Raw genomic sequence first — 22,859 nt, forward strand, 5'->3', positions numbered from 1 at the left:
GGTAAAAGTTTAAGCTCCACTTGTGATTTGAAGTTAAAATATAACGCCAAAAAGAGCGTCCCAAGGTCATTGCCACACTGACTCTGAGGGACGCTTTTTGTAATGCAGATGTCATAGTATAGTTCTTATAGTTCTCCTGAGCAATGTTTTATAGCGGAGGCTCATATTATTTTTCTCCCAGAACTTCAACGATGATTTTGCCTTTCTCGGGGGTAACAGAACCGGTATCAATAGAGCCCAATTTGTTCATGATTTCGTAAGAGGTTTCTTCAAGCATGCGAGAGTACTTGAATGATACGAGTGTTTGACCTGCTACGGAAGGACGAGTCCCTACTTCAGCAACGGCTTTGGTTTTAATAAAGAACAGGTCACCGATGGTTCCAGCACTTTTGCTGATGTTGGCCTGCCATTGTAGTAGGGCACTTCCATTTTTGAGGATATAATAACTGATCAGATCGTTATCCTCAACAACGAAGAAACGATCTTTTTTGCCTTGTTCAAAAATGTATTCAATGGATGAATCCACTGGACCCAAAGGGTTGCGAATGTCCAGACGTGCTTGTCCCAGTTCAGAAAAGCGGGGCAGATGCAGTGCGGCTTCACGCGCCACAGTCAGATCGGAACTGTTATATTCTTTTACAATCGTAGCATCGGTAGTGTAAATGTAGGCTTCCTTGGCCTTCTGGTTCCACTGCACCTTGGCACCAAAAGCTTCACCGATGGCACGGAGCGGAAGCATCGCTTTACCATTCACCAGAATCGGCGCTGAAGACAATGTCGCATTTTGACCATTTTTCTTCATTGTTTTGCTGTTTGGTGTAAGTACATATTTATCGCTGCCTGTGCTAATACTGATCTCTTTTGTTTTGTTATTGTAGCCAAACGTATAGTTGCCGAGGAATTGAAGCTCAGTCAATGCCACGTACGTAATACCCTTCCGTAGGACAACATCATATTGAGCTTGAACATTGTTAATATAAGCTGTCGGATGAGGTTTAGTTGCTGCAGCTTCCGCCACAGTGGATGAGAGTAAGGCAGGTGCCGTTCCTGCGGTAAGTATCGAAGCGGCAAGGATCATTTTCCAGGTTTTAACCTGCCAAACAGAGTTGTACTTTTTCATTACTATCCATCTCCCTTCTAATTTTAAGACGCACTACATAACCTAAATGTTTCATATTATGGAAAGTGAATTATCAGATATCCCCTTCCCATATACCCCAAAAGAAGCATGATGATTCTTCAAGGGATTGCCACAAATACCCATCTGATGTACATTAGAAGCAATGAAATAAGTGAACCGGGAGCTCAATGAAGTTGGGCTGAGAGAGTGGCCTTGTGCCGCTGACCGTACATCTGATCTGGGTAATGCCAGCGTAGAGAACATGGATTTGCGATATGTAAGGGTGAATTGTGGGAATGAACGTGGATGAACAACAGACCTCTTTGAACTGTGGTGGTGTATCTGCCAGGGTGGAGAGGGAATAGTTGATATTCCGTATTTTCGACATCCATCCGATACATTATTGTGAGGATTGTATACTGCGCGTAAGGCCTGCCCGGAACCGGGGAGGCTTTTTCGTTTATTTTTAGAGGTTGTTCAAAAAGTCTGCTTTTGATTACGAAGGATGCCTGACGGCATCATCAGCATCGAAGATGGAATTCAGCCGAAATGTCCGTTGCTCGCGTAGTTTTTCCTACGCTCCGCTACTCCATTTCTAGCTTCATCCCATCTTCTTGGTACTGAAAACCAGTCTTTTTGAACACACACTTTTACAACCCTCACAGGGAACAGAGGAAGGACGTAGAGAACATGGCAACAACAGCAGGCAACAAGCGATTGAAACTAACGGATATTCTGGTAACCATCGTAATCGCAGTAGTGTTTGGGGTGATTTACAAGATATGGGGACCTACATATGACTTGATGAAACCATTTGGCGTTCATGCGGAGCAGATGATCTACGGCATGTGGTTTATGGCGGGCACGTTTGCTTTTGTTATCATTCGTAAACCAGGCGTGGCGATTCTTGCCGAAGTTGCGGCTTCAACGGTAAGTGCCTTTCTGGGCAGTGAATGGGGCATGTCCACACTTGTATACGGTCTGTTGCAAGGATTGGGAGCCGAGATATTCTTCGCAGCATTTTTGTATCGAAAAACCAATCTGTTTGTCACCTGTCTTGCAGCCATAGGAGCCGCAGCGGCTTCGCTTTTGCTGGATTATCAATACGGGTATATTGATTCACTCTCGGCCTGGAATTATACGTTATTTATCGGATTCCGCTTCATTGGAAGCATCTTGATTGCCGGAGTGTTTGCTTATTATCTCGCCAAAGCATTGGAACTGACCGGTGTAACACGCTCCCTCAGACCGGTATCCAAACAGGATTATGAGGCGTTGGATTAGATGAGCGGAGAGGGGAATTCGCAAGCGGTAAGTGTGACAAATCTAAGATGCAAGTTCCCGGGAGAGAAAGCCTTGGTATTTCAAGGCTTGTCTCTTTCTGTGCGTCAAGGAGAGAAAGTGCTGTTGCTTGGCCCGAGTGGCTCCGGTAAATCGACGTTATTGCAAATTCTGAGCGGTCTGATACCACGTTCGGTTGAGATTCCGATGAAATGTGATGATATTCAGGTTCCCGCCAAAGCAGGAGTGGTCTTTCAAGATCCGGATACCCAGTTCTGTATGTCCTTTACGGATGAAGAGATCGCATTTGTTCTGGAAAACCGAAATATTCCACGTGAAAAGATGCCGGCTCTGATTGAATATTATCTGAAACAAGTGGGGTTATCCTTTGAACAGAATCGTGTATTGATCCAGTCCATGTCTCAGGGGATGAAGCAGCGTCTTGCGATTGCTTCGATGCTTGCCATGGACCCGGAGGTATTGTTTTTGGATGAACCCACTGCACTGCTGGATGATGAGGGCACTTCCCAGGTGTGGGATACCGTTAAACGGATCGCCAGTGACAAAACAATCATCATTGTTGAACACAAAATAAACGAGATTGTGGATATGGTCGACCGCATCATTGTGTTGTCACCTGAAGGAAAGATTGTGGCGGATGGGCCAGCGCAGCAGGTATTCACGGATGAACGAGGCAAGCTGAAGGCTTATGGAATCTGGTATCCAGGCATATGGGAGGAGCAAGAGCAGGCAGCTAAGGAAGAAGAGGGAAGTGCTTTTGGAGAGCTTCAAGTGTGTGTGGATCACGGCATCTCAAACTTGGAAGCACAGCAATCGTCTGGCTTATCCGTTACACCGGGTATATCCCCCATATCTCACGTCTCATCCTTATCACCTGTCTCACCCACCTATCAGCCTGCACTGGACTTGAAGCAGTTCACCGGATGGCGTGGGAAAACACCCTTCATTCAGGTCGAGCAGGCCAAAGTATGGCATGGAGACTGGATTGGTATTGTCGGAGCTAATGGAGCTGGAAAGAGTTCATTGTTGTTATCTCTGATGAATATCCTGAAAACAACAGGTCATTATGAGGTTGAAGGCCAGCCTTCTGGCAAAACGGAGCAGCTTGCAGATCAAATCGCGTTTGTATTTCAGAACCCGGAGTTTCAATTTGTGACTAACACCGTCGCGGAAGAAGTGGAATTCTCATTGCTGGGGGGCAGGCTTACAACGGAAGAAAGACTTGTCAGGACTGATCATATGTTGAATCAATTTGGACTAATCGACCTCTCCGAGCGCCATCCCTACCAATTATCGATGGGGCAGAAACGACGCTTGAGCGTTGCCTCTGCACTGGTGAGAGAGCAGCGAATACTGCTGTTGGATGAACCTACTTTTGGACAGGATGCCCGCAATACGTTTGCCATGTTAGCACAGCTTGAGCAATTGCGGAGAGAGGGAACAGCTATTGTTATGGTTACCCATGATCGTGAAATTGTCAAAAGATATTGCACCCGAATCTGGACGGTAGATGAGGGGAGGTTATCTGATGCAACTGTCGTTTCCTCACCGTGAAACCTGGCTTCATAACGTCAATCCGGGATTAAAGATGATCATTCTGACGATGATGTTTATCATCGTTATCCTCATTCACAATCTGAATGTAATGGCCAACGTTGCGTTGGCGATGATGCTGTTACTGTGCTGGACAGGTCACCCATGGTATAGATTGATGCTGTACGCATCACCATTCATTTTGGTGTTTATCTCCACGTCTACAGGTATGATGATGTTTGGTAAGGGCGAGACCACATGGTATAAGTGGGGACTGATCCACATAACCGAAGAGAGCTTCTATCGCGGTCTACACTTGGGTTTTCGCTCGCTGACTATGGCAGCGGCTGGGTTACTCTTTGGTCTTACGACCAAGCCGGTACGGCTGTTTTATTCCCTGATGCAGCAATGGAAGCTTCCTGCAAAATATGCCTATAGCTTTCTGGCCGCGATGCGCATGATCCCGATTTTGCTGGATGAATTCCAGACGCTCCGTTACGCTATTCGTATACGTGGAACACGGCAACGTGGCTCTCGCTGGAACGTGTATGGTACACTCAAGCGTTACGCTATTCCGCTGCTGGCACAGAGCATTCGCCGTGCACAGCGAATGGCGGTAGCGATGGAAGCGAAAGGGTTCATAGATTGCGCGAGCCGCACGTATTACATTCAGATTGGCTATTCGCGAGCTGATCTGTGGTTTGTATTTTATTATATCCTCACCTTAACAGCTGCTTATTACATCGGGGTTACCTTTCCTTATCATGCTACGATGGTGGATGTAAGGTAATACGGGGAGATAGAGAGAAATATATTGAGGTAACCGGTAACTTTTTCCTGTTTACGGCGTCTATATGGAAATAACTTCTAATGGATGGGGATGAACGAGAGTGAAGACGGGTCCTGACTGGCAGAGAACGGGGTACAAATGGATTACCATGACTGGATTATCAGCTATGCTGTTGACGGGATGGATGCTGCTGGATTCCAAAATGGTCGCCTTTGGAGGACAAGCTTTGGCTACAACGCCACAAGCCTTGGGTGCAAGTTCCCAAGCCTCATCAACACAGTTGGCCTACAAACAAGGAGATACCGTTACACTCATGAATGACATACCTTTGTTCAAAAACAGAAGGGACGGCAGTGTGGCTGCTGACCAGCTGGGGATTGAATACTACACAACAAAAAACGAAAAGTATACGTTGGCCTCGGTTCGAGGCGAGTGGGTGCAGCTTAAGTCAACCGATCATGGAGACTTCTGGCTGCCAAGTTGGTATGCCCTGAAGGAGAGCAGAAGCATGACGGAAACGGCTCCCCAAAGCTTCACGCTCCAATCAGGCAGTAAGCTGTATCTGGCTCCAGATAGTTCTACAACCTGGTCTAGTGAGAAAGCGCTAACGGATAAGGCTGTTATTGTTGCAAGGTGGAAAGGATGGTATGGGGTCTCCATTGCCCCACGAGTCTGGAATAAAGAATCCTCCACGTATCGGCCAGGACTCTTCTGGATCAAGGCACAGGCTATAGAACAGCGGATGAATGTGGCGGATGGTTGGTTCCAACAGGATGCATCGCTGCCAACTTCGGTTATACGCCATCTGACAGATATTAAGCTGAACAAGGCAACCACCTCCAAACAAGTGGCTGGGTGGTTAGGCGAGCCGGATTGGAAAGAGAGTTCAAGCAATCTAAATTTCACGGGTTATTTAATGAGTATTGGACAGACCTGGAGATATGAGCGGGAAGATGCGCAATTTCTGGTCACATTCAACAAGAATGGCAGACTGGTCAGAACACGCTGGAATTTAGCACAGGATAATCGAAATGCTGTTGTTTCCGATTGGAACATCAGTCGGGCGGATGAATATGGGTTCACAACAAAAATCTATGGCACACCACTGCCAACGACAATCCCTTGGAAACCGGTATGGACCAACCAGGGGGATATTAACTACACTTTTTTACAAGTAGCCACGGATGATGTGCTCCTGATGAAAGGGGATGACGGTGGATTTAGCGGGGATTACTACGAAGGTTCCATATATGCCCTTGACCGACATTCCGGCCAGCAATTATGGGAGATCAGCGGGGGTTTTGGAAGACAGCAGGCAGAGGTGGATGCAGAGCGCAAATACGTTACAATCTACACCGATTATGACCCTGATAAGAAAAAATACGTGGATCGTATTCGTCATCTGAACTTGAAGAACGGAAAGGTCACATGGACGTACACTCCTAAGCAAAATTTTAGACTAAATGGCATCACCGCTGCGAAGAACGTTGTGGTTGTGGATAACCCGGTTGTTGAGAGCTCAAGCAACAGTTGGTTAACGGTTCTGGACAGTGCAAACGGAAAAACATTGTGGACGCGAAAACTGGCTATGGGTTATGAATTATTGAACAAGAGTGCAGATGACCCCTATGTGTTGTATTGGGAAAAGAATAAGCTGGTTGCAGTCGATCCGCAATCAGGGCGAACCGTATGGAGCTTAAAGGGCAAACGATCCACCATAGAACAATTTTGGAATGATCCATATACTGGTGGAATTGAACGTCTTGATCCCTTTGCAACCACGAATGCTGAAAGATGGCTATCACTAGATAATCAGTGGTTTCTGCTTGATCTGAACACGGGGAAAAAGCTTGCCCAATTTCCTGCTCGGGTAGGACAGCGATTTGAGGAGTTGAATGATGGCATGCTGTTGATCCGTGAGAACAAAAACGGAAATCATTACGGCGAATATGAAGATTTTACAACCATCCTGTATGATGCCAAGACAGGCAAAACACGCTGGACACTCAAGGGCAAGATTGAACGAGGACTGGTGGAAGAGGATCAGTTGTATGTGATTAAGAATGGCTACCCGGCGGCTGTGGATTATAAAACGGGGGAGACGCGTTGGAATGCCAAAGATACGATTGCAACACTAAGGCATCCGACGAATCAGGGAAGTTATCTGGTCATTGATGATCAGTTGCTGTTGCCCATGGACGAGAATTTGCTCGTAATGAACAAAAAGAATGGAGCACTGTTAGGTCGTGTACATGATGTTGTGATGGGAAACCCGGAGCATCGCGACCGGGATGCGAAGAATGGAACGATCAACCGGATCGACAATGAAGTGTACGTGGGTTCGTCCAACGGACGTTTTCGTGTATATGAAGCCAGCCGCCTGCAGGAGGCAATCTCACCTTAAAAGCTTGTCTCATCAGGGATGTTGATTTATTATAAATGAACAGGATTGCTCGCGCTCCGGTTATCGGCTGTGCGGGCTTTCTTCATGTGTTCTTGAAGAACCATGCATGATCATTCACGGGAGGACTCTCCATGATCTCATTATATGGTGTAAGCAAACGTTATAACGAGCGCGGTTCCCGTGCAGATCAGGGATTCGAAGCATTAAGCTCGGTGTCCCTCGAAGTGGGACAAGGCGAAATACATGGCATCATAGGTTCGAGTGGCGCAGGCAAATCCACGCTTCTGCGGATGCTCAATGGTTTGGAAAAGCCGGATGATGGTGAGGTTGTTGTGAATGGGCAGCACCTGACTCAGATGAATGAACAGAGTCTGCGTCAGGCAAGAAGATCCATTGGCATGATCTTTCAACACTTCAATCTGGTCAGTAATCGAACGGTGAGTGGCAATGTCTGCATGCCATTGGAACTGGCGGGTGTATCTCGTGCGCAGCGAGTTAAACGTGGACTTGAGGTACTGCGGTTTGTTGGACTGGAAGACAAGGCAGATCAATATCCTGCTCAGCTTAGCGGAGGACAGAAGCAGCGTGTGGCGATTGCACGAGCGCTGGCCAGTCGTCCGGATGTGCTGCTCTGTGATGAACCGACCTCTTCGCTTGATCCACAGACCACGAACGGTATCCTGGATGTGCTACGTCATATCAATGAAACGCTGGGCGTGACCATTGTTGTAGTGACGCATGAGATGGAAGTGGCTCGCAGACTATGTCACAGGATATCCGTCATGAAGGATGGGCGGCTCGTTCGTACGTTGTCTAAAGCGGAAGTGAGCAGTATCCCTGCTCCGCAGCCTGATCTGCTGACCTCCTTGCTTGCAGGTGACGAATACGGGATGGCAGGTTCGTCTTTGTTCCGTCAGGCAGAACAGGAGGACAAGTCATGAAGTTACCTGAGTCTGTGCTGAAGTATCAGCATGAGATATGGCAGGCGATCGGAGAGACTTTTGTCATGGTGGGCATCTCCATTGCGGCAGCTGTTCTGATCGGGTTACCTCTTGGTACACTGCTGTACTTATTCCGAAGAGGACAACGGTATCAGAATCAAACGCTGTCCTTTGTACTCGGCAGTGTTGTCAACATCGTTCGTTCGTTTCCGTTCTTACTGCTGGTTGTATTCATGATTCCATTCACACGGATTGTCGTGGGAACGTCCATAGGTACGCTGGCGGCAACCGTGCCACTCTCGGTTATTGCGATTGCCTACTACGCCAGACTGGTGGAACAAGCGTTGCTGGATGTACCGAGGGGAGTAGTTGAAGCTGCTGCTTCCATGGGGGCATCGACGATGCAACTTGTGGTGAAATTCTTGTACGTGGAGGCACGATCTGGCCTTGTACTGGGACTCACGACAGCTACAATTAGCTTCATCTCCTACTCGACGGTGATGGGCATTGTAGGTGGCGGAGGGGTTGGCGATTTTGCCATTCGCTACGGTTATCAGCGCTTCGAAACGGAGATTATGGTATTTACGATCATCATTATGATTATCCTGGTACAGATGATCCAATTCACAGGCAGCAGACTGTCCCACTGGCTGGATCGCAGATCTTAAGCGGATGACAGAGCAGTATCAAGAATAACCAATACAGATTATACGATGAGGGGTAGACATGAAATGAAAGCAAAAATGATGATGCTTATGTTGCTTGCAGTAATGCTGGTTGTAGCTGCTTGTGGCAAAAAAGAAGAAACACCTGCGGCTGAAGGAACGAAGGAAGACACACAAGCTGCACAAGAAGTTACGCTGAAAGTAGCTACGTTGATTCCGCCGATGACAGATGTGCTGGATATTGTTAAACCACTTTTGAAGGAAGATGGCGTCAACCTGGAAGTTGTTGTGTTGTCGGATAACGTTCAACCAAATACGGCACTCGCGAATAAGGAAGTGGATGCAAACTTCTTCCAACACGTGCCTTACATGACTCAGTATAATGAAGCGAACAATGCCAATCTGGTGGCTGTACAGCCTATCTATAATGCCATCTATGGCGGCTACTCCAAAAAGTACAAAACGATTGAGGAATTGCCAGAAGGTGCAACGATTGCAATTGCAAACGATCCTTCCAACATTGGTCGCTCTCTTGTGATGCTGGAGCAGAACGGATTGATTAAGCTGAAAGAGGGCGTAGGTTTTAACGCCACACAGGCAGACATCACCGAGAATACAAAGAACTTCAAGTTTGAGGAAGTGGACTTGTTGATGCTGGCTCGCATGATGGATGATGCTGATCTGGTAGCCATGACACCTGCATATGCGAGTCCGCTCGGTCTTACACCGAAAAAGGATGCACTGTTAACCGAGAAGGATGATTCCCATTTTGCGATTACCCTGGTTGCTCGTGAGGATAATAAGGATTCCGAAGCGATCCAGAAGCTGGCTAAACGTATGGCGGGTCCAGAGGTCAAAGCTTTCTTCGAAGAGAAATACGCAGATATTGCGATCCCGGCATTTAAATAGAGAATACGTTGGTCCAATGTAAATAACCTTTAGATCTGAGCGATAACGCTTGGATCTTTTTTTTGTCATCTGCATGCTTATTAATAAGTATTTAGAAAGTTAACAATTTGGTCATATCCCCGGAACACTTTATTTAATAGTTTTTTCGTATAATTTGTTTGAAAATAGTTCTTTAGGATTATAAATTAAGAGATTTGTTCGAGTTTCTTAGTGTAAAAAGTGTTTTTTACAAGAAGTGAGACCTAGTTTTTTTAAAAGATGGTTTACAATCTATGAGAGCTTTACAAGAGTTAGATCAAGTAAATCTAAAATTAATCTGGAAGAGGTAGAGAAATTTGTCCCAAAAAAATAGCAAATCGAATTGGTTCAACAAGATGCATAATAACTTTAAGACGAAGTTGATCGTGTCCTTTATTGCTTTCCTGGCCATTCCATCGTTCAGTATTGGAGTTTTATCGTATAACAGTGCAAAAGATGAAGTGGAGAAGCAAATTTTACATAGTGCGATGGAAAACGTGAACCTTGCCAGTGCAACGATTGATCTTTCGATCAATGCCAAGCGGAATCACATTGAATATTATGCGAATACACTTGCAGAGCAATTACGTCAAGATGATGCCGAGGTTCGGGTTGTGAACGAATTGAAGGGGTACGCTGCGCAGAACACAGATATCATCACCATAGGTGTGGGCACAGAAGCCGGTGTGTATCTGATGTCCTCTGATGCAGAGATGCCCAAGGATTACGATCCCCGAGTAAGACCATGGTATACCGAAGCAATGGGAAATCCAGAGCAGGTCATTGTTACAGACCCTTATATTTCTGCCGAGACAAACGAGATCACCATCACCATCGCCAAGGCACTGGAAGACCAATCTGGTGTGGTCCAATTGGATCTCAATCTGGCGGACATTAGTCAATTGGTTAGCGGAATTAAAGTAGGAGAAAAGGGACATCTGATTCTGCTGGATGCCAGCGAAAAGTATATCTATCATCCGACGATGCAACCTGGAACAGATGCAACAGAAGATTTTTGGACACAAGTGTATACGAATGAATCCGGTAACTTCAACTATACCTTTGATCAGGTTGATAAGGTCATGTATTACGCCACGAATGCATCCACGGGATGGAAGGTTGCAGGTACCATGTTCTCTTCTGAAGTAGAGGATGCGGCTGCGCCTATTCTGAATCGAACAATTATGGTGATCGTTTCCTGTCTTGTCATCGGAATTTTGATCATCTGGCTGGTGATGCGATCGATTGTTAAACCGATTCGTCAGTTGAAGGATCAGGCGATTCAGGTGAGTGAAGGGGATCTAACCCAGACCATAACAAGTACAAGCCATGATGAGATTGGTGAACTGAGTGATGCCTTTGGCAAAATGCAGCACAATCTGCGTGTGCTGATTCAAAATGTGGAGAACAGCGCCAGTCAGGTAGTCATCTCATCGGATGAAATGACTCAGAGTGCGGAATCAACCAGCGCAGCCAGTGAACAGGTAGCGCGAGCCATTCAGGAAATTGCGAGTGGTGCGGAGAAACAGACCGAAGGTATTGAACATAACCATCAGGCCATGAATGAAATTACGATTGGGATTACAAGAATCGCCGAACGTTCCATACATGTCGCTGATTTGGCGAAACATACAACTGTACAAGCAGAAGAAGGTGGCAACACCGTCAAACAGACGGTGAGTCAGATGCAATCGATTCAAGAGACGGTAGAACAGACAAACCAATTGATTCAGGCGTTATATGAACGATCACACCAAATTTCAGCGATCACGGAGTTAATCGGAAATATAGCCAAACAGACAAACCTGCTCGCGCTGAACGCATCCATTGAAGCTGCTCGTGCAGGTACACATGGCAATGGATTCGCCGTTGTAGCAGCAGAGGTTCGCAAGTTGGCAGAGCAATCCGGGCAGTCCGTCAATGAAATCACCGTGCTGACTACGGCGGTTCAGGAAGATATGGCTGCTTCCGTTCGCATGATGGAGAAGGTGACTTCAGAGGTTGGAGAGGGCATGGACATCTCCACAGAAGCGATTCGGAAGTTTGAACGTATTCTGGATAGCATGCGGGAAACGACACCTCAGATTGAAGAAATTGCTGCCACGTCGCAAGAGATCACAGCAGGTGTACAGGAAGTATCTGCTGTATCCAATGAGTTGGCAGGCATTGCGTCAGGCAACGCCGCAACTTCCGAAGAAGTGGCCGCTTCCTCAGAGGAACAACTGGCAGCGATGGAGCAGATTTCTTCATCGGCTCGTGGCTTGTCTACCCTGGCTGAAGAGCTGCAGCGCCTGATTAGACAGTTTAAGTATTAAACGGGATCGTAGAAGAGAGTATCACACAGCGACAGCATCATATCATGTTTCATTAGAGGGAGTGGACAACCATGCAACTGGAACTCAAAGCCTTCTTACTGCTAACGGATGCGGTCATGATTACAGATGAGGAGGGTGTGATTCTGGATGTGAATTCCGTTTATGTAACCAAAACAGGATTCTCACGGGAGAGCACCATAGGTCAGCCTGCCCGATTGCTAATGGATACCCACTGGAGAGGAAATCAGACCTGGTCCGGCGTAGCCAAACTGATGAAGGCCGATCAGGAAGTGTGGGAAGCCCAAGTTACGATTACATCGGTTCATTTGGATGATTCTCTTTTTTATATCAGCATATTTAATGATGAATTTTCATGAAAAAAAATCGTTGTTTGGTGATAAGGGTATGTTAGCTGAAAGTAGTAATTATTTTCAAAAAAATGGTCAATATCGTCAATTGAATAAGGGAGTGCGGCATACTATGATTTGTGTACTGGGGAACTGCGACCATGAATCTTACAACATTCATTGAATGCATGAAATCCTGAAGTCGTAATGTGGACGGTGACCATTTGCTACGCGATCTTGTATTAAATTTCACGCTAATTTTGATCTTTGTTTTCCTAATTCATCACTATCTGAACCATACAAATGCTACCCGTTCAACATCCATCACGACTCGGATCATTATTGGTATTACGCTGAGCATGTTGGGCACGGCGCTCTATTATTTCTCTATTGTGCTTGAGGATGGTACATTGTTGAATTTCCGGGCCAGTGTGTATCTACTCGCCGCTTATTTTGGTGGGACTGGCTCTGCATTCGTTACTTTTGCATTCATGTGGATGTTTCGGATTAATATGGGGCGTAATCCCTTGTTGGAGAACTGGCAGTATGCGTTGACAGAGTTGTTATTTGTTGTAGCCATATGTCTGATCTTTAAGTATATCAGGGGATTTATGCAGAAGTGGTTGTCCGGAGCGTTGCTGGTGATTACTGTGTATGAACTTTCTGTACTAAAGACACATTCCCCTTCTCTGCTAATGATGGGGCAGATTCTCCTTTTTCAATGTATCTGCCTGCTGTCCGTTATATTATTCCTGTATTATCTGAACCAAAATCATCGATATAGGAGATTGGTCATTCAGAGGGATCAGGAAATGCTGGAGATGCTTCGTATGCAGCCGGGTTTTACTTTTAAAATCCGAAAACAGAACGGAAAATTCGAGTATCTTGTGCTTGAAGGAGAGATGCTCTCCCAACTGGGCTTGGATATGAGTAGTCTGAAGCGAGATTACAAACTGGGCACATTGGATATTTTACCTCAGGAAAAGGTAGAATTTCTGCGAAAGCAGTTTAACCGGGCATGGGAAGGGGAATCTTTTTTTTACGAGATTGAGCATGAAGGTTACTATTCTCTGGTGAAAGTTCGCCCTCTGCGAGAAGAGGGTGTGGTGAAATATGTCGTGGGATATGGACTTGATATTACGGAACACAGAGCAGTTAAACGAATGATTCAAGAAAGTGAAGAGCGATATCGAACACTTGAGCGAGTGTCGGCAGACTGGTTTGTCGGTTTGGATAACAATAGAAGTATTGTGTCGGTTAATCAGAAATTTCTGGATGTTCTCGGTCTCGGCAGGCAGGAAGTGATTGGGCGTCAGCTTGAAGAATTGTTGTTCATTGAGCAGCTGGAGAACTGGTTGTTCGTTTTCCAAAAAGCCTTACATCACAATATAGCACAGGATACGGAACTGAGTTTCATTGTTGGAGAAGGTCATGAGCAGCATGTTCGGGTTCACCTATACCCTGTTAAAGTATTAAACTCGAGTGAGAAAATTAAGGCAGTCATTCGAGACATTTCGGATCACTATAGACGTGTTAAGGCCGACAAAGCAAGCCAGGCGAAGAGTGAGTTTCTCGCATTCATGAGCCACGAGATTCGTACCCCCCTGAGCGGCATTATCAGCTTTTCGTTGTTGCTTCAACGAACAGATCTATCTCCACAACAAAAGGATTATTTGAGTAAAATCAACGCGTCTTCCCAAACCTTGCTTGCCCTCGTAAATGATATTCTTGATTTTTCGAAAATTGAGGCAGGTAAGCTGATTTTGGAGAAGGTCTCTTTTTCACCAGAGGATGTGATCAAACGTGTGGCAGATCAGATCGGTGTAGCCATCGGGCACAAAGATATCGAAGTGATCTTTACAACCGATCCCGATCTGCCGTTAACGGTGATTGGTGATCCGTTCCGGCTTGAACAGGTGTTATTGAATCTGCTCAGTAATGCGATTAAATTTACGGAGCATGGATATGTAACGTTGCAGGCAGAGGTGCTTTCATTGGAGGCGGAGCGAGTTCAGATCCGTTTTGAAGTAGAGGATACGGGAATCGGAATGTCACCTGAACAATTGGAACGGCTTTTTGTCCCGTTTACTCAAGCGGAACCTTCAACGTATCGAACATATGGTGGTTCTGGTCTTGGGTTGGTCATCTGTTATCTTCTGGTGACCTCCTTGGGAGGGAACTTGCGGGTGGATAGTGTGCTGGGAGAGTACAGTCTGTTCTCATTCGACTTGATATTTGAACTTGCAGATTCGGAAGAAGAAAGTTCCTTCCTGCAAACATACCCTCTTCTATATTGTGCGGATGAGGTGGTTATCGTTGAAGAAGATGAACGGATGGGCGCAAATCTGAAGCAGATACTCTACTCATTCGGAATGAAGCCGAAGCTGTATCCTTCGTTGAACCATATGATGGAAAGTGATTGGTGTGTCTCTCATTTAGATGGGGCAAGTTCCATGTTGATGATGATGGATATGGATGCAGAGGACACCGTCAACGGATCGTTATGGGAAAGTTTCATGAAGCGATTGAACCGAACCAAATTTCAAATGGTGGGTTATACCCATGCCTTTAGTGAAAATGCCCTGTGGAGTGAAGAGAGATCCTTTCGCCCGGATCTCATGATGATCAAACCGATTACACGTCTGGGATTGTTCGAAGTGTTACTTGCACTTCAGGGTGAAGGGCCATTGGAGAAAAAGCGGATGATAGAAGGTGATGAATCTTATTTGCTTAAATCCAAAGGGCACATTCTGATCGCTGAAGATCATGAAATCAATCAACTGGTCATTCGGGCCATGCTGGAACATACCGGATTCAAGGTGACGCTGGCAGACAGTGGCACGGAGGTTTTGAAGAAATTGGATGAACAAACATGGGAACTGATTCTGATGGATCTCTATATGCCAGCTATGAACGGAATTGATGCAGCGCGACACATTCGCAAGATGAGGAAATATGATCGTACACCTATTATTGCGCTTACAGCGAATGGTTTAAAAAGCGAACATGAATTATATCTTGAAGCAGGCATGAATGCCATCCTGACTAAGCCTATACATGAACAACAGCTCGCAGACATTTTGGAAATATGGATTGATCTAAAAGGCATAAGGGAGATCAATGGAATTGATGCAGATAAGGCGATCAGACAGATGGACGGCAAGCCACATATTCTGCAATATGCGCTCACGAAATTCAGAATGGAGTATGGCTCGTTTCAGAAAAAACTGGCGATTCAGCTTCAGCAACAGCAGATTGCTGATGTCATTCGTAGTGTTCATTCTCTTCGAGGCGTAGCTGCGAATCTGCATGCAGTGGACCTGATGTGTGCGGTTCTCCAATTGGAATCGCTCTTGTCCCGTCCGTTATTCAAAGAAGAGGATCTGCGTTCGGCATTGGAGAAGGTACAACAGGAAATTGATAAAATTACCGAGTCCCTGCCATGGTGATCGAATGAAGCTGTGTGGTTTTAAGGTGTGAACTTATATCCGACCCCCCAGATGGTTTGAATGTATTGGGGGTTTTTTGGATTGTCCTCAATTTTTTTGCGAAGCTTGGTAATGTGCACATCGATGGTGCGATCATTAATGTACGCATCAATACCACGAATTGCTTCAATCAGGGCATACCTACTGTAGACCTTGCCAGGATTGAGAATAAACAGCTTCATGATCTCAAATTCGGAAAACGTCATCTCTACGCGCTGGTTATTCAACAGAACAGTTCTTCGGGCCAGATCGAGAGATATTCCGGATTCCTGTTCAGTGACAACAGAGCTGTTCAATATAGAGTAGCGGCGCAATACGGCCTCAATACGTGCCTTCAGCTCCTGCATGCTGAAAGGCTTACATACATAGTCATCAGCCCCATCTGTTAATGATCGAATCCGCTCAGAAACCTCGGTTAATGAAGAGATGACAATAATGGGGATTGCCGTATGTTGGCGCATGAGAGAACAAGGATTCTTATTACCCGAATCAGGGAGCATCAAGTCAAGAAGCAGGATATCAGGCCGCGCTTGAAGCTGTAGAAGACCATCTCTTGCGTTATCGACACGAATAACATCATACCCTTCACCTTGCAAATACAAGGATAATGTATCGCCTAACATGTTGTCGTCCTCTATGATAAGCACTTTCGTCATGATATTCCTTTCTGAACCCCCTTCTTGTAGAAGGACTAAGATCCATGAATTACTTAATATACCTGATATTTAAAACATGCAACATGAAGATGTCAAGACACTAACATGACTCCAAGAAGGTGAGAGACTCCGATTTAATGCTTGCCAAGATGTGGATCAGCTTCACGCTCGATCAGGCGCATCAGTTTGCGCTCGGTAGCGCTCTCTGGCGCAGGAGTGTAGACACTGCAACGCAGATCGGAACTGCCCTGAACCTGCAACGAAGTCAGATCAAACAACATTTTGCCTGCTTTGGAATGCCTGAATTCGATTAATACGTCCGGGGCACTGCTGACACTGCTTTGTTTCCAAAGGGTATGAAAATCGGGATGTCTGTTCACCATGTCATCCAGAAATAAATTATACCATTCATCATCAACATACTGGCCATAGTAAGCACGAAAAATCGCCAGAAATCCGCTAACAAAATCCTCCCAGTTCACCGCGAGCCTGCGAAACTCCTTTCGATCAAATAACAGACTGATCATATTCCGCTGTTCGGGGGCAATCTGTTCAAAATCCATAAAAACATGCCGGGCTGCATCATTCCAGCCGACAATGTAACAACGCCGATCCGAGATCACGGTAGGGCAGTGATGAAGTTCTTGCAAAATTTTCTGCAAGGAAGGGTGAAGTTGAACCGGTTCTTCTTCCAGTGTGGGCAGCTCTGTATGATGCTCCATGGCGAGCGAAAACAGATACTTTCGTTCATCTGCAGTAAGCCTCAGTGCTGAAGCAATGTTATCCAACACGGAATGGGATACCTGAATATCCCGACCTTGTTCAAGCCAGGTATACCATGTTGTACTCACTCCTGCCAGTTGGGAAACCTCTTCTCTCCTCAGCCCAGGCGTTCTTCTCCGACTTCCAGTGGGTAAACCGACCGATTCGGGAGAAATTTTGGAACGCTGTGTTTTCAGAAAAGTGGACAATGCCTGTAACCTGACATCGTAGTTCAATCCATCACCTTCAATCCTCGTTATCATGGTAGTCATTATACTATTATAATTGACAACTTGTAATAGGATATTCAAAAGTGCACTATTAGTGGCAGAGCGTAAGAGTAAGGTAGACAACAGGGCTGAAGGAGGATGGACATGGAACGAGTCGTGATTACAGGAATGGGAGTTATCTCTCCTCTGGGAAATGATGTAGATACATTCTGGAACGGATTGATTGAGGGTAGATCAGGGATATCGCATATAGAACATTTTGATACAGCTTCGTACAAAACGAAAATCGCTGGTGTGGTCCGTGACTTTGATGGTGAAGAGCGTTTTGGACGCAAGGAAGCAAGGCGTATGGATCGATTCGTTCAATTTGCTGTTGCTGCTGCGGATCAGGCTGTATCGCAATCGGGTCTTGTGATGGATGAACTGGACCGTGAACGGGTAGGTGTATATATTGGTTCAGGCATAGGCGGAATCCAGACATTGATGGAACAAGGCAAGGTCCTGTCAGATCGGGGACCTGCGCGAGTCAGCCCAACACTGGTACCTATGATGATATCCAATATGGCTGCGGCTATGGTCAGTATGAGGTTTGGTTGCTGGGGACCGACATTATCACCAGTAACAGCTTGTTCCATTGGAAATACCGCCATTGGAGAGGCTTTCCGGTTAATTCGTTATGGCGGAGCCGATGTCATTATTGCTGGCGGGACAGAAGCGGCTGTAACCGAAGTGTCGCTGGCAAGCTTTGGTAATGCGACAGCGTTATCAACAAGAAATGAAGCCTTCCAAACAGCAAGTCGTCCATTTGATGCGGGAAGAGACGGTTTTGTCATGGCGGAGGGCGCTGGAATTCTGGTTGTGGAATCACTGTCTCATGCACTGGGAAGAGGGGCGAATATTCTTGCCGAAGTGATTGGATATGGTGCCAGTTCAGATGCGTATCATATGGTAGCTACCCACCCGGAAGGACGGGGGGCATATCTGGCGATGAAAGCAGCACTGAAAGAAGCACAGATTGAGCCTGAAGACATTGATGTGATTAACGCTCATGCCACCAGTACGGAGGCGGGTGACCTCTCTGAGACGAGAGCGATTAAGCAACTTTTTGGGACAGGTGCCTATGATATTCCGGTCACAGCGAATAAGTCCATGACGGGACATATGCTTGGTGCAGCTGGTGGTGCGGAGGCGATCTCACTTATCCAAAGTCTGCGGCATGGCATCATTCCTCCAACCATAAACCAGGAGCAGAAGGACCCCGAATGTGATCTGGATTATGTACCAAATGAGGCAAGAAAAGCAGAGTTGCGGATTGGGATGTCTAATTCCTTTGGTTTTGGCGGTCATAATGCGGTTATTGTTCTTCAAAAATATTCTTCTTAAGCCAAAAAGAAAAAGCAGCTTTAAGCAGAAAGAAAGCCGTAAGCAAAGAAACAGCGCTGCCTTATGGGGCTGCGCTGTTTCTTTGCTTACTTATGGATCACTCGTAAACACTGTACCTTGGTTAACGGCCGAGTGGTTGTACGCCTCAGGAAGAGAGGGATGTCGAATCGGCCATGCCTTTGTTACCTCGGCTCAGCCAGCTTACACGCCAGCGGGATTGCATGAAGAGCACCAGGAACAGGGAAGCTGCTGCAATCAGGCTAAGAATGACAAAACCTGGTGTATAAGATTGATAGCTGCTATACAGTTGACCGAGAATCAGCGGCAGTGCATACCCGCCCAATCCGCCAGCGGCACCCACAATACCTGTCATCAGGCCAATCTCATTGCCAAAACGTTGGGGAACCAGTTGGAACACGGAGCCATTTCCGGCTCCCAGACACATCATACCGAGGAACAACATGACTACTACCACAGGAAGTGGTGGCATGAAGGATACACCGATCAACATGATACAGGCTCCTGTGTACAGGAAAGTCAGCATGCGGGTTCCGCCAATTTTGTCCGCCAAGTACCCCCCAACAGGTCGGAAGAAACTGCCTGCGATTACACAGAATGTGGTAATGTCTGCGGCACGAACAGGAGAGAGCCCGTACTGGGTATTGAAGAAGATGGTGAGATAGTTACATAATCCAACGAAGCCGCCAAAGGTTACACAATAGAAGGCACAGAATACCCAAGCATCTTTTTGTTTAAGCAGACTTCCATATTGGGACAATTTCTTGGGTTCAGGCCGGTTAGGGCTATTCTTGGCAAAGATAGAAAAGAGGATGAATACAATAGCGATTGGTATAATAGCAAGTCCGAACACAACTTCCCAGCTGCCAAAATGCGTAGCCAAGCGATTGGCAAACAACGTCGCGAGTACGGTTCCGCTGTTACCCGCCCCGGCAATACCCATGGCCAGACCCTGATGCTCCTTGCCATACCATTGTCCTGCCAGAGGTAGCGCAGCAGCAAAGGAAGCGCCTGCGACACCCAGCAAGAGTGCCACCACGTACAGTTGGCTTAAAGAGTCGACCCATAACCAGCCGAGTAATAAAGGAACTAAGGTGACGAGCATCCCGATCTGTGCGGTCAGTTTCGGACCAATATAATCAGACATGAAGCCAAGCACAAGGCGCAGGATGGAGCCGCCGAGAATAGGCAATGCGACCAGATTGGCCTTTTCCAGCGGAGTCATCGGATAATCCAACGCTATGACAACTGCGAGCGGACCAAGCATCCCCCATATCATAAAACTGATGTCAAAATACATAAACGCCCCGAAGAGGGTGGGCTTATGCCCGCTTTTCCAAAAACTTTTGCTCTCCATCATCCATCATCGCTCCTCATCCAATTGAGATCTTCGTGATTTGTCTATGTGCTTGTTGAGGCAGAAAAAGGCCGCAATTCGTCCAGATCTGAACGATTTGCGGCCCCGTTGCCGACAGGCGGTACACGTCATTGTGTTCCCGCATCTGAGTTGATCACAGCACTGTGATTTTGATTCAAATTATAATCAAGAGAAAATATATATGTCAACAAAAATTACATGTAATTTTAAATAATTCGTTTTTTAATCGTTATTCGCACTTTTAATGTTAATTTAGTTGACATTAGATTGAGATTCCCTTAATCTGAATCTAATATGAATCCACACAAAGGCGTGTGGATTCCGGAGGCAACGGTGCCCTTTTCCGAATTATGGAGAAGGGATTTTTCTGTTTATTTTCAGGTGAGAGAGATAGGGGGCAGCCCATGAGCAGAAGGAAACTGGTGATTATCGGGAATGGCATGGCTGGAGTGAAGTGTGTTGAAGAGATTATCGCACTGGAGCCTGATACGTATGAGATTGTCATCTACGGCAATGAACCCCGTCCCAACTACAATCGGATCATGTTATCGAAAGTATTGCAGGGGGAGCATTCGTTACAGGATATCATAATCAATGATTGGAGCTGGTATGCCGAGCATCAAATCCGGCTATGCGCAGGTGAAACGGTGCGCCGAATTGATACCCGAGGAAAATATATAGAGACAGAATCCGGACTAAAAGAAACCTATGATGTCCTGATTCTGGCGACAGGGTCTTCACCTTTTATCCCACCGATCCCGGGGATTGATAAAGAGCGGGTCATGTCCTTCCGAACGATTGATGATTGTACGCGCATGTCTGATTATTCCAAGAAATATCGCAAGGCCGCCGTCATTGGTGGCGGATTACTTGGGCTGGAGGCTGCGCGCGGGTTGTTGCATCTGGGCATGGAAGCTGTGGTGGTCCATAACGCACCTTACATTATGAACCGGCAGTTGGATCAGAAGGCTGCCGCGATGCTTCAACAGGAACTTGAAGCGCAGGGCATGTCTTTTCTTTTGACCAAAAATACGCAGAAAATTACCGGGCGATCGCAGGCCCAGGGGTTGCTATTCACAGATGGTTCCAAGCTTGAAGCTCAGGTTGTCATTGTCGCTGTAGGGATTCGGCCAAATGTGGATCTGGCCAGACGAAGTGGAATCGCTACGAATCGGGCAATCATTGTAGATGACTACATGCGCACCAGTGTACCGGATATATACGCAGTCGGGGAATGTGCCGAACATAGGGGAATCAGTTATGGTCTGGTGGCCCCCTTATACGAACAGGGGAAGGTGCTCGCACGTACGCTCTGTGGACAGGAAACGCCTGAATACAAAGGATCTATTCCCTACTCACAGTTGAAGGTATCGGGGGTTGATGTTTTTTCGGCGGGTGAGATCAGTGGGGAAGGCATGCAGACCGCAATTCAACATCTGGATGGCATTCAAGGCACATACAAAAAAGTGCTGATGCAGGCTGGCAAAGTGCGTGGAGCCATTTTATTTGGAGATACAACCGAAGGAACGGCATTGCTTGGACTTGTGCAACGAGGTGCAGGTGTGGCGGAATTGGCTCCGCGTGAAGGCGCCCCAGACCCTGCTGAGATGGCTGCTGCGGCATTATCGGCTCAGGAGACTGTCTGTGCCTGCAACAATGTGACCAAGGCTGCGATAATGAAGGCCATTCAGGAACAGGGTCTGGAAACGGCAGATCAGGTGAAGGAGCAGACCAAGGCGTCAGGTTCATGCGGTGGCTGTCGCCCGATGGTGGCTGCTCTATTGAAACATACGCATAACCTGAAAAATAACGGGGGTACTGGCGTGGTCGCCACACCGGATAAACCTGCTCCAATGCCTGTATGCAGTTGTACGGATCTTGGGCATGCAGAACTGAAGGAAATACTGGCTGACGTCGTTGTTCTGGAGACAGTGCTACCAGACATATCTTTGATCTTGCAGAAGCTGGGTTGGGGTTCGGAGCTTGGTTGCTCGGTATGTCGCCCCGTAATTCATTATTACTTACAGGTATCCAATCGATCGATTAATGACAGAGAGATCATGAATACGGAATATCGGATAGTTGAACGGAATGAAAATCAGGCTGAACTTTCCAGAGATGATGAGCTCGAAGGGCACTCAGAGATTCAGGTGCGCTGGGATGATCGTATTCCACAGTTATCCTATGCAAGAGATGCCAGGGGGTTGGCTGCACAACTTCGTGCGCGTTGGATCGACGCAGCGATGCCGTCGCCGGTGAATATGGGAGTCGCACCAGGACCCGGGTCATTGGTGAGCGCACTAGTGCAGGATATCGGCTTGCTGGCTTCACCGGCTGGATGGGAGATATACGCAGGCGGTCACGCAGAACATCCGGTCAAGCAAGGTGGCTTGCTCGGGGTGGCTGAAACAGAGATACAAGCGGCAGCACTCGCATCAGCCTGCCTTCAGTGGTATCGCCAAACTGCCTGGTATGATGAGCCGTTATGGGCATGGACGGAGCGTTTGGGGTTCATGACGATTCGGGAAACGCTGCTGGATGACCAGTTACAGAAGGAACTTGCAGCTACACTTCAAGCTGATATATAGATGAAAGGCGGG

General features: G+C 46.7%; 16 protein-coding genes. 12 read left to right on the forward strand and 4 right to left on the reverse strand.

Annotated elements, in window-relative coordinates; genetic code table 11:
• Nucleotides 1-166: 166 nt before the first annotated feature.
• Nucleotides 167-1,120, reverse strand: a complete 954-nt coding sequence (locus QNO02_RS04340; protein WP_289391204.1) for a copper amine oxidase N-terminal domain-containing protein — start codon at nt 1,118-1,120, stop codon at nt 167-169.
• Nucleotides 1,121-1,810: 690 nt separating this feature from the next.
• Here QNO02_RS04340 and QNO02_RS04345 point away from each other — a divergent pair.
• The 10 genes from QNO02_RS04345 to QNO02_RS04390 all read left to right on the forward strand — a co-directional run bounded on the left by QNO02_RS04345 (nt 1,811) and on the right by QNO02_RS04390 (nt 15,793).
• Nucleotides 1,811-2,404, forward strand: coding sequence for an ECF transporter S component (locus QNO02_RS04345; RefSeq protein ID WP_036672660.1), 594 nt, complete (start codon nt 1,811-1,813; stop codon nt 2,402-2,404).
• A complete protein-coding gene (locus QNO02_RS04350) occupies nt 2,405-3,976 on the forward strand; it encodes an ABC transporter ATP-binding protein (RefSeq protein WP_289391205.1) in 1,572 nt (523 codons plus the stop codon).
• Nucleotides 3,951-4,745, forward strand: coding sequence for an energy-coupling factor transporter transmembrane component T family protein (locus QNO02_RS04355; RefSeq protein ID WP_289391206.1), 795 nt, complete (start codon nt 3,951-3,953; stop codon nt 4,743-4,745). The genes QNO02_RS04350 and QNO02_RS04355 overlap by 26 nt, the downstream gene beginning before the upstream one ends.
• Nucleotides 4,746-4,845: 100 nt before the next feature.
• Nucleotides 4,846-7,149, forward strand: a complete 2,304-nt coding sequence (locus QNO02_RS04360) for an outer membrane protein assembly factor BamB family protein (protein WP_289391207.1) — start codon at nt 4,846-4,848, stop codon at nt 7,147-7,149.
• A 131-nt stretch (nt 7,150-7,280) separates the two neighbouring features.
• Nucleotides 7,281-8,090 carry a methionine ABC transporter ATP-binding protein gene (locus QNO02_RS04365; RefSeq protein ID WP_091034685.1) on the forward strand — a complete coding sequence of 270 codons (810 nt, stop codon included), beginning with the start codon at nt 7,281-7,283 and terminating at the stop codon, nt 8,088-8,090.
• Entirely contained in the window at nt 8,087-8,758 is a 672-nt protein-coding gene (locus QNO02_RS04370) for a methionine ABC transporter permease (RefSeq protein WP_091034683.1), read from the forward strand. Before QNO02_RS04365 ends, QNO02_RS04370 begins: the two co-directional genes overlap by 4 nt.
• A 63-nt stretch (nt 8,759-8,821) precedes the next feature.
• Nucleotides 8,822-9,664, forward strand: coding sequence for a MetQ/NlpA family ABC transporter substrate-binding protein (locus QNO02_RS04375; protein WP_502921853.1), 843 nt, complete (start codon nt 8,822-8,824; stop codon nt 9,662-9,664).
• 335 nt (nt 9,665-9,999) lie between these two features.
• On the forward strand, nt 10,000-11,997 hold the full coding sequence (locus QNO02_RS04380) for a methyl-accepting chemotaxis protein (protein WP_091034673.1): 1,998 nt from the start codon (nt 10,000-10,002) through the stop codon (nt 11,995-11,997).
• Between the two features lie 71 nt (nt 11,998-12,068).
• Nucleotides 12,069-12,374 (forward strand): PAS domain-containing protein, encoded by a 306-nt coding sequence (locus QNO02_RS04385; RefSeq protein WP_036672654.1) that lies wholly within the window; start codon nt 12,069-12,071, stop codon nt 12,372-12,374.
• Nucleotides 12,375-12,553: 179 nt separating this feature from the next.
• Nucleotides 12,554-15,793, forward strand: a complete 3,240-nt coding sequence (locus QNO02_RS04390; RefSeq protein ID WP_289391209.1) for a hybrid sensor histidine kinase/response regulator — start codon at nt 12,554-12,556, stop codon at nt 15,791-15,793.
• 20 nt (nt 15,794-15,813) lie between these two features.
• Here QNO02_RS04390 and QNO02_RS04395 read toward each other — a convergent pair whose 3' ends face one another.
• The gene (locus tag QNO02_RS04395; protein WP_091034665.1) at nt 15,814-16,488 is read right to left on the reverse strand and encodes a response regulator transcription factor; all 675 of its coding nucleotides are present in this window, start codon (nt 16,486-16,488) and stop codon (nt 15,814-15,816) included.
• 134 nt (nt 16,489-16,622) lie between these two features.
• A complete protein-coding gene (locus QNO02_RS04400; protein ID WP_289391210.1) occupies nt 16,623-17,486 on the reverse strand; it encodes a helix-turn-helix transcriptional regulator in 864 nt (287 codons plus the stop codon).
• Nucleotides 17,487-17,624: 138 nt separating this feature from the next.
• Here QNO02_RS04400 and fabF point away from each other — a divergent pair, with 138 nt between their 5' ends.
• Nucleotides 17,625-18,863 carry a beta-ketoacyl-ACP synthase II gene (fabF, locus tag QNO02_RS04405; RefSeq protein ID WP_289391211.1) on the forward strand — a complete coding sequence of 413 codons (1,239 nt, stop codon included), beginning with the start codon at nt 17,625-17,627 and terminating at the stop codon, nt 18,861-18,863.
• Nucleotides 18,864-19,008: 145 nt separating this feature from the next.
• Here the strand turns inward: fabF and QNO02_RS04410 are convergent, their stop codons facing one another.
• Nucleotides 19,009-20,238, reverse strand: coding sequence for a nitrate/nitrite transporter (locus tag QNO02_RS04410; RefSeq protein ID WP_133386829.1), 1,230 nt, complete (start codon nt 20,236-20,238; stop codon nt 19,009-19,011).
• A 425-nt stretch (nt 20,239-20,663) separates the two neighbouring features.
• On the opposite strand from QNO02_RS04410, the gene nirB reads away from it, so the two are divergent.
• A complete protein-coding gene (nirB, locus tag QNO02_RS04415) occupies nt 20,664-22,847 on the forward strand; it encodes a nitrite reductase large subunit NirB (RefSeq protein ID WP_289391212.1) in 2,184 nt (727 codons plus the stop codon).
• The last annotated feature ends 12 nt before the right edge of the window (nt 22,848-22,859 follow it).

This window comes from Paenibacillus sp. PK1-4R, from assembly GCF_030369595.1.
GTDB lineage: Bacteria > Bacillota > Bacilli > Paenibacillales > Paenibacillaceae > Paenibacillus.